4 protein-coding genes are annotated in these 5332 nt (G+C 61.5%); 2 read left to right on the forward strand and 2 right to left on the reverse strand.

The features are described from left to right. The first annotated feature begins 731 nt into the window (after window positions 1-731). Window positions 732-1541: a methanethiol S-methyltransferase gene (gene mddA, locus AC1DRP_RS34570; protein WP_476770901.1), complete on the forward strand. Its 810-nt coding sequence runs from the start codon at window positions 732-734 to the stop codon at window positions 1539-1541. Between the two features lie 786 nt (window positions 1542-2327). On the opposite strand, the gene AC1DRP_RS34575 is transcribed toward mddA, so the two are convergent. Then, window positions 2328-2600: a hypothetical protein gene (locus tag AC1DRP_RS34575; RefSeq protein ID WP_476770902.1), complete on the reverse strand. Its 273-nt coding sequence runs from the start codon at window positions 2598-2600 to the stop codon at window positions 2328-2330. A gap of 1150 nt (window positions 2601-3750) precedes the next feature. On the opposite strand from AC1DRP_RS34575, the gene AC1DRP_RS34580 reads away from it, so the two are divergent. After that, window positions 3751-4188 (forward strand): hypothetical protein, encoded by a 438-nt coding sequence (locus AC1DRP_RS34580; protein ID WP_476770903.1) that lies wholly within the window; start codon window positions 3751-3753, stop codon window positions 4186-4188. A gap of 499 nt (window positions 4189-4687) precedes the next feature. On the opposite strand, the gene AC1DRP_RS34585 is transcribed toward AC1DRP_RS34580, so the two are convergent. After that, window positions 4688-5332 (reverse strand): outer membrane protein (locus AC1DRP_RS34585; protein ID WP_476770904.1); only part of this gene is annotated, 645 nt, incomplete at its 5' end.

Raw genomic sequence — 5332 nt, forward strand, 5'->3', positions numbered from 1 at the left:
TCGCCGTCGCCGACGGGTAGGAAGCCAATATCCTCTTCGGCCATACGGCGAGATACCGCCTGCAAGGTCTCGTCCGGGCGGGCGATATGAGCCCCTCGGGTCATCGCTTCGGATACCTTCATATCAATGACTCCTCTCTTCGACGTGAGGGTTCAACGCTCCGGTGCCGGTACCGTTCCAGTTGACTTCGTCACCTGCGCCGGCGCGATCGTGCCGGCGGAATCCATGCCGCCGCTATCCTCGGCAACCGCCCCTATTCCTATTTCGGCCCCCTCGGAGACCTCGTCCGAAGGCCAACGCTGACCAATGTCAATGACCCGCGCGATCCTGATCGCCTGACCTCGTCTGGGGAAACCATGCACCGCGGCTCCCGCAACGAACTCGGACGCACGTGATGGGCACGAAGTTGTCGTGATCGAGAGATGCGAACTCGCCGAACCGCTCGGCGCCGGCGCCAGCGCAGCAAGCGAAACGGCAACTTCCACGAGCCTTGCCGCTAGGCAGCATCGAGGCATGCCGCGCCATCCCTGAGCTTGGGGGAGTCCCTTTGCTGCATGTGACTTCCATCACAGTCACACTGCGGATCGTCGAATATCACGCCGGACAACGCTGTGGAGACAGATCGCTAAGGACCCAAGGTCAATCGGACATCACGCCATATCCGAACATCTTCACCGCGCTTTACCGCGACACCGGCCGACTGCGACGTCGCGTCAACCGAGGTACCAGCCATGCGCAAGACCGCGATCCTTCTCTATGGCCTMCTGTCATACGCGTTCTTCTTCCTGACCTTTGTTTATGCGATCGGTTTCGTCGGCGGGTTTCTTGTGCCGAAGGGTATCGACGACGGGCCGGCAACGCCGGTGGCGCAGGCCCTCCTGGTCAACTTCGCATTGCTGTCGCTCTTTGCGGTCCAGCATAGCGTCATGGCCCGTCCAGGGTTCAAACGCTGGTGGCTCGGCTGGATCGATCCGGCGCTGGAGCGGCCAACCTATGTGCTGCTCGCAACGGCGGCCCTTGCGCTCTTGTTGTGGCAATGGCGGCCCTTGCCGGAGAGCGTCTGGAGCGTGACCAATCCGACGCTGGCGGCGACTCTGATCGGGCTCTCCCAGTTCGGATGGCTGTTCGTCCTGCTCTCGACCTTCATGTTCAGTCATTTCGAGCTTTTTGGGCTGAAGCAGGTATTCGTGCGTTTCGCCGGCCGTAGAATGCCGGAAGCCGAATTCAGGACGCCGGGTCTGTACAAGCTTGTTCGGCATCCGATCTATCTCGGCTTCATTATCGCCTTCTGGGCTACTCCCGTCATGAGCCAGGGCCATTTGCTCTTCGCGGCAGGGACGACGGCCTACATACTGGTTGGCATCATGCTGGAAGAGCGCGACCTGATCGCGCTGTTCGGCGACGACTACAGACGCTACCGCGAGCGCGTCGCGATGCTCCTGCCGCTTTGGGGCCAAATCCGTTCGGCGCAACGCAATCCAGCATCGCCCCGCACAAATGACACGACGTGGTCGGCTCAGCCGCCCTCACGTTCGCCCTGATCATAGGCATCAATCCGGACGCCGGGGTTTTCCGCCGGCGCCAGAAAGGAAACTCGCGATTTCAGCGGGTTTCCTCCGATGCTCAGGGCCGTCAGGGGATCAGGGAGTGTATAACGAGGGGTAATCGGGGTCTTTCCGCTTGGCAGCGGGTTTGACTCGGGAGATCATTGCAACGCGGCTTATGTTGCTTTGGGTCTGGGGAAAAATGAGCGTCACCGCCATGCTTTACGCCCTCATTGGGCTCTCGGCTCTCCTTGTCGTGGCTGTCTTCGTGCACACGAAGGATGACAGCCGGCGTCAACGCCGGCACTACGATCTGCGGCACCGCGGCACCTACGGGGCGTTTAGCCGAAGGATCCGCATTTGAGATTGGCGATCAGTGCCAGTTGTCGATGTCACGCTCGTGGGCGTCCTCGTCAACGCTGAGCCAGCACTCGGTCATCGGGACCCCGAAGCTCTCATAGGTAAACTCGAAGCCGACATTGGCTCTACGGCGTCTGATCCGGGCCGAACCTGGGGAGGTCGCCGGGGGGCCTTGGAGATGTGTCTGCTTAACCGCTACCCCGGCTCCTGCCGTCGAAGCATTGCATGGCGAGGTCGTGGTCAAGCAAGGACAGGATCATGCCTTGCCCCTCCGAAAGGAGTGCCTGGCTGCGTTGATCTCCGGTCCGCCCGTGGCGGCAATGACGATGCGAAGGCTTTCCGTCGCGGAGAGGCTGGTGGGCGACCGCTGCGGCCCTCACCTCTCAAGCGCGCGCGCCATCCTGGCGTTGGCGGGTTTAGCTGTCACACTCCAAGGATGCCGATGGTGCCGGGATCCGGAACAGCCTCGGCTATCGCGATGGCATCGCTCTCGATCAAGGTCGCGAGGCGGCAGTAATCGTCTAAGCTAAACATCACGCAGCGTTGATCCTGGGACCACCGGGTGATCACCTCCCAGACGACGTCGTACTCCTCGCAGAGGCCGCGAAATTGCAGGACTTGCATTTGCCCGAAGCGATTGCGGAACGCGGGAAGTCTAAGCATGAGACGGGCAAGCCCGCGTTCTTGAGCCGACATGGAACGCCCTCGTGAACCCCCCAGAAGACATAGGCAAGGAACGCATCGGCTACGGCGCAAGGCAGGAACGACGTCGAGTATCACCATTTCGATGGCAAATACTGACACTGAATGCCAATTACCTCAAATGTACTTTGCAGTGCGATCCACAATTTGCGCGTTCGATGCGGCATCGTAGTTAAGCAGGATTTGCCGGGTTCGCAGAAAGCCCGTGTGCCGGGAGTTCGACGGTTCTCCCGACCAATCCAGTCGACTTAGAACTCTGGATATCGTCCCCTTGAGAAGGGCCTTAAAAGAGCGCCACGAGATGGAGCGGCCGAGGCGAGGTACGCGGCGCGTCCGCTTCCGACCGAGATTGGCTGCATCGGCCAGGGCCAGCATCGCAGTGACATTCCGCGGGGTGTCGCCTGTGCCGCCGTGTGGGAAGTAATCGGCCACGCCCGTAGGGGGTCAAACGGCATGCCGCTCACAGCTTGCAGAAGGCGGCACTGAAGGCGCTCCCAGCCTTCAGTTGGAGAGCTTACGCGCTCTGCTTGGAAGATCGGGAAACCAGCGCGCTCCTCGAGGAGACCAGTAAAGCAAGCCGTTGAATTCGGATTGGCCTGCTCCGCGATGGCCTCCCCAAGGATGGCAATGTGCTCGAGATCGGTACAGCAGAGCTCGTAGAGAATTTTCTCCTCCGGTGAACGCGCTGTTCGTGGTGCCCCGAAAGGCGAAAGCCTTGCCACGGCCGAGGCTCCGGCCGGCGTCAGCGAGATCCCATACCTGGCTGGGGTACTGGCATCCGTCGAGACCCTCCCAGTCGGACCTATGCGCTACTGCTGCTCCCGCCATCGAAGTGTGTCAGGGCGTAGTCGGGCACCCTGTCCAGAAGCGCTGGGAATGCTCGATCATGCTTCGCTCCGTCGGAAGAGGCGATGGGTGCGCGGATCGCCGGGCCACTCGACTTGCCGCCACGTCGCGGCTTGCCGGCTCAACGCCGTCAGCAGGGCTGCTGCTGATCCGGACGAACTGCGCCGTCGGCGCGCCCAGCGAACCAGCGGACGATGACCACCCCAAGCGCGAGGGCGGCGACGGCGCACGACCAGATGGCGAGGACCATGTGCATTACTCCTTTTTTTGGGGTTCCTCTGCCTACCATGCGTCCGCCATGTCCGGCTTGTTCGTTCAAGCCATGCACGTGCTCATCACCGCCATTCCTTGCGACGTCTCGGGCAACCGGAGCCGGTCCAATTCCCGACGTTGGCTGGGTTCGCCTTCGGGCCAATCGGGGCTTCGTTTACCTCAGCCCTCAGCCCCATTCTCTCAGAAATTATCCACTCTTGGCCCCAGAGTTGAGTTAGTGGCGGAGCGGCTTCGCGGTCCGGCCGGAGCCAGTGGCCTGCTGGTCGCGCTCTTATTTGAGCAGCATTGGGACGATGACAAGCGCGGCAACAGCAAGCACGGCCCCTATGCGCAGCCAGACAGCTCTGAGGTGTTTCCTCGCAAGCATAAGGCGCTCTCCACGCAACGATGGAACTCAAATGCCGATCCCGTAGCTGTCATGCACCATTGTGACGGGATCAGCCAATTCTTGATGTCATCATGAACCGCCCCTTCCGGAGCGCAAGCCGTATTGAGTCGCTAGGTGCGTGGCCGCTGTCACAACTTTGTCAGCGAGCGAAGTTGCCGGGGCTGGCAGGTGAGGACTGCGGTAAGCCGCGGTACGACGGGATCACTTACGTTGGACAGCACAGAAAACCGGACCGTCCCGATGGTGGTGGGTTTGCGCGACGGCAATGAGCCGTCGCGCAAACCATTTAGCCCTTTGTGACGATGGGCGTTGCAACCGGCGGGGGTGCTTTGCCCTTGCCCTTGCCAAACCCAACGCAGCCGCCAGCGGCAAGCAAAGCAAACGAAACGACAAGAATAGCCGACTTCTTCATCTGTTGACCCTCGAATATCGTTGCTACGTTTTTGATAGAAATTGCTCCGTAGCAACGTTTGGTTAAAACAGCGGGTGATCTTCCTACACGATGCCCGCTGCAACGACCTCCAGCGGTCCAGCCAATTTCCAGCAAGACCGCAGGAGTTCCATTCGCCGCGCGTCAGAACTTGTAGTTCACGCCGACGCGCAGGAGTCCGGCGCCGCCGCCGCCATTGCTGACCGCGGTATAGGTTCCGGCCGGCAGCACGCCGCCCGCGGGGTTTTCGAAGACCTGGGTCCGTCGGCCCTCGCCTGTATCGACGTAGAGGCCTTCGAGCTTGACCGTCCAGTTATTGGTGAAGGCGTATTCGACGCCGCCGCCGATGGTCCAGCCGGCATTGCTCGTCGTGTTGCCGGTCAGCGGGTTGGTGTTCAGGCCGCCATAGGCCAGACCGCCGGTGATGTAGACCAGGGTCCGGTCGAAGGCATAGCCGATGCGGGCGCGCACGGTGCCGAAATAGGCGCCGTCACCGCCGCCTCTACCGGCCCACCAGGTGTATTGGCCCCASGCCACGCTACCGCCTGTATCGACATACTGGATATCGGTCTCMAGGCCGTAGACAATCGCGCCGGACTGCCAGTTATAKCCGATCTGGCCGCCACCGACGAACCTGCCATCACCACCGCCGACACCGCTCAGGACGCTGGAAGAGCCAGCAGTCGGCCCGTTGACGACGATCTCGCCCGAGTCAGCCCAGCCCACGCCGGCGTTGAGACCGACATAAAGACCAGCCCAGGTGAACAGGGGCGCGTAGACGATCGGGGG

This window comes from Allobosea sp. 01N443, assembly GCF_056399325.1.

Excerpts from the sequence above, each read along its gene's own strand:
- AC1DRP_RS34575 (WP_476770902.1), bottom strand. The coding sequence starts at position 2,600 with ATGTCGGCTCAAGAACGCGGGCTTGCCCGTCTCATGCTTAGACTTCCC.
- AC1DRP_RS34580 (WP_476770903.1), top strand. The coding sequence starts at position 3,751 with ATGTCCGGCTTGTTCGTTCAAGCCATGCACGTGCTCATCACCGCCATT.